3 protein-coding genes are annotated in these 2,646 nt (G+C 51.2%); all 3 read right to left on the bottom strand.

The window, feature by feature from the left end; translation table 11 throughout:
• Positions 1–32: 32 nt before the first annotated feature.
• Positions 33–1,424 (bottom strand): ISKra4-like element ISKpn19 family transposase, encoded by a 1,392-nt coding sequence (locus tag RTW80_RS23820; protein WP_001493761.1) that lies wholly within the window; start codon positions 1,422–1,424, stop codon positions 33–35.
• Positions 1,425–1,460: 36 nt separating this feature from the next.
• Positions 1,461–2,033 (bottom strand): recombinase family protein, encoded by a 573-nt coding sequence (locus tag RTW80_RS23815; RefSeq protein WP_001493762.1) that lies wholly within the window; start codon positions 2,031–2,033, stop codon positions 1,461–1,463.
• 136 nt (positions 2,034–2,169) lie between these two features.
• A partial coding sequence (locus RTW80_RS23810) for an IS1096 element passenger TnpR family protein (RefSeq protein WP_057069802.1) occupies positions 2,170–2,646 on the bottom strand: 477 nt, incomplete at its 5' end.

The following is a 2,646-nucleotide window of genomic DNA, read 5'->3' as shown; positions in this document are numbered from 1 at the left end:
CGAGAGCATAAAAAATATTGGGGCAGCGTGAGCTATGCTGCCATCGCTGGTCCCTTCCCGTCACTTTGAAAACCCGGATACCAGCAGACAAATTTATCCTGCAGTTCGTTATTCAAAACGGCGGTCCGGGTCTGTAACAAATAATGAGCCCCTTTTCTGCTCCACTGCATCTGCTGCTTTTTGGCCATTCGTCTGGCGATCACTTCATTGATCGTGGATTCCACAAACGCGGTTGATACCGGCTCTCCGTACCGACGCATTTCGCCGTAGTTTGGGATCATCATCTTATTATTCCGGATGTAGGTATACATTTCATCCAGATGTTTTTGCAGGGATTTCAGGCTAGGATAGCTGAGTTCAGGGTCATCGCAATACATAACGCAATTATCAATATGTTCCAGCGCAGCGACAACATTGCCATGCCAGAGATATCGTTTAATGCTTTCCAGCAGTGCCAGAACTTTACTCCCCGCCTCTGGATCTGATACCAGCAGTCCCCGGGCATATTGCATGAGCACCTTCAGCCTCATGGTGATATGAAACCAGTCCAGCACATGCGTTGACTCAGGGTACATACCGAACTGGAGGTCCCTGAGATTATCCGCGCCGTCGGACAGAAAAAATATCTGCTGGTTGGCCTGCATTCCCTGCGCTGAAAGGTGGGTCATGAGCCTGCGTTCCGGATGACAGTCATCCTTCTGAACAAAACCGAAGCGGCGGGTGTCAGCAGGCGCACCAACGGAAAAAGACTTCCCGGCAATAATTTCAAAATTACGCTTTTTGTCATCCCGATCGCGAACATAACCACCATCTATACCCACCACAAGCGGTTTTCCTGGCCTGGGCAGGTTCCCCCAGTCGCGGGGGCAGCCGGAAAGAAAACCTGAATGAGCTTCAGCCTCAGCGTCAAGACGCTGCGCCACCTGGCATAAATGATTCCTCACCGTTGAGGCATTCAGGCTGTGGCCCACCGGCAGAATATCTTTCAGCAGACGAGTCGTCATTTCATAGGAGATCATCGAGGCCCAGCGGGTTTCAATATATTTCAGTGCCGGGTGAGAATAATCGCCGGCCCAGTCGCTGAGCAAACTGACTGTCTTTGTATCACTCTCTTCACAACGGCACCGGTACACCCGAAGCCCGGATACCGGAATAACGCCAAACAGCGTCCGGTACCGTATTTTCTGTTTGCCTTTGATTCTGCGCGCAGCAAGGCAGTGAGGGCACCGGATATGGTGTTGAGTATATTCGTCTGCCTGCAGCTGGACCACCGACTGCTGGACCGTATTCAGCAACAGCTTGGATTCTGACACCGATAATCCGATGTCGTTCCGGGTCTCCCCTGATTTCTGGATTGTCATCAGTTCCTCCGTTCGACTGGAGCCTGATTCATCGGTGATGACTATCTGGAGCGTCAGTTGCATCATTGCCTCCTGCTGTGGTGGATGACTATCTCCCGGCTACTGGTTGTTCATCTGGTGACGAAGCTTATAATATGTGGAAACGCCAAGGCCCGCATGGTCGCAGGCGATCCTGAGCCTGACCCCTCTGCTTCTGAGTGCGTCAATTTCCTGGATCTTTTTGATATCGGCGCCGGGGCGCCCTGTTTTTTCACCCCGTGCTTTTTTCGCGGCGATGCCGTCGGCCTGCCTTTCCTTCAGTAAGGCTCGTTCAAACTGGCTGAATGCCGACATCATGTGCAGCTGCAGTTCCTGCATCGGATTGTTTGTGCCGGCGCTGAACGTCAGCTGCTCTTTCAGAAAAATAAGGGTAACGCCCTGGTCACGAAGCCGGGTGGTGACAGCGCACATATCCGACATATTCCGGCAAAGGCGATCGATGGAATGAACCAGAAGCGTATCACCAGGGCGTAATTGCCCCAGGAGTTCCTGTAACCCCGGGCGGTTTGTGTCCTTCGCGCTGGCATGCTCAACACAAATTTTATCAGGCTGAAAACCCGCCTTTGACAATGCCTCTTCCTGACGGGCCGTATTCTGATCGGCCGAGCTTACCCTGATGTAGGCATATTGCACGCAAAACCTCCGGAAGGTCTTTAAACATCATAGAGATTTAAAGAATAATCCATAAACACTGATTTAGGGAGGTTTATAGACATTTTTTCGGGGATCTGAGAGGCATGCTGAAAACGTATACCTTTATAGACATCAGTCAGCGACGACGGCCCAGCCAGATAACTTCAGGCTCCAGTACCGGAGATGCAAGGTCGAGCCTGCTCAGTTGCCGGTTGATTTTGTGGCGGTTGAACCTGACAGCATCCAGGTCGTCAGCAAAAGGGCGGATCTCGCCGACCGTTGTTTCATCATCCGCATTAACGATAGCTTCAAGAAACGCCAGGGTTTTATCGAACTCATCCGCAGCTGTGGCTCCGGGCATACCATGGCCGCTTATACAAAACGGCGCTTTCAGCGTAGAGTTTTCATAAATGGCCTCAACACGAATGTCATGAAGCCAGTGCTCAAAGAAATTGTATTCATAGGTAAAGCGATCGCCAGCATCAAAAGCAAAATCATCAATCACGACCCGGAACGGATTATCGACAAAACCGATGCCTCCTTCGTAGGAGATACCGTAATCTTTGCCATAAATGTGAAATTGATGGAGATGGTCGTCCCCCCAGCCCTGCAC

Origin of the sequence: Escherichia sp. AM3 (assembly GCF_032029835.1) — a bacterium.
GTDB classification, from domain to species: domain Bacteria; phylum Pseudomonadota; class Gammaproteobacteria; order Enterobacterales; family Enterobacteriaceae; genus Escherichia; species Escherichia coli.
Note: the sequence above shows the minus strand (reverse complement) of the source record. Positions and strands in the feature narration are given on the sequence as shown.

Coding starts and splice junctions, on each gene's coding strand:
- RTW80_RS23820 (WP_001493761.1), bottom strand. CDS start 1,424: ATGCAACTGACGCTCCAGATAGTCATCACCGATGAATCAGGCTCCAGT.